This window comes from Vogesella mureinivorans, from assembly GCF_007644035.1.
In the GTDB taxonomy this organism is placed as follows: Bacteria; Pseudomonadota; Gammaproteobacteria; order Burkholderiales; family Chromobacteriaceae; genus Vogesella; species Vogesella mureinivorans.
In genome coordinates, this window is record NZ_VMTV02000200.1 from 1 (window position 1) to 353 (window position 353).

Genomic DNA, 353 nt, shown 5'->3' on the forward strand with positions numbered 1-353 from the left:
GTCTCGACGTGGTAGGCGCCGATATGCTGGGTGATGCCGCCCGCCTCGCCCGAAGCCACGCGGGTACGGCGGATGTGGTCCAGAAGCGAGGTCTTGCCGTGGTCGACGTGACCCATGATGGTCACCACCGGCGGACGCAGCTCGCCTTCGCCGGTCTGCTCGACGTGCGCGATCAGCGCGTCTTCCACATCGTTTTCGCTGGCGCGCACCGCAGTGTGGCCGAGCTCTTCGACAACCAGCACGGCGGTGTCGTGGTCGATGGTCTGGTTGATCGTGGCCATCACGCCCATCTTGAACAGGGCCTTGACCACCTCGGCGCCCTTCAGCGCGAGCTTCTGGGCCAGGTCGGCGAC

At 66.6% G+C, this 353-nt stretch carries 1 protein-coding gene; it reads right to left on the bottom strand.

The features are described from left to right. Positions 1 to 353: translation initiation factor IF-2 N-terminal domain-containing protein (locus FLQ44_RS07790; protein ID WP_206208736.1), on the bottom strand; the 353-nt coding region annotated here is incomplete at both ends.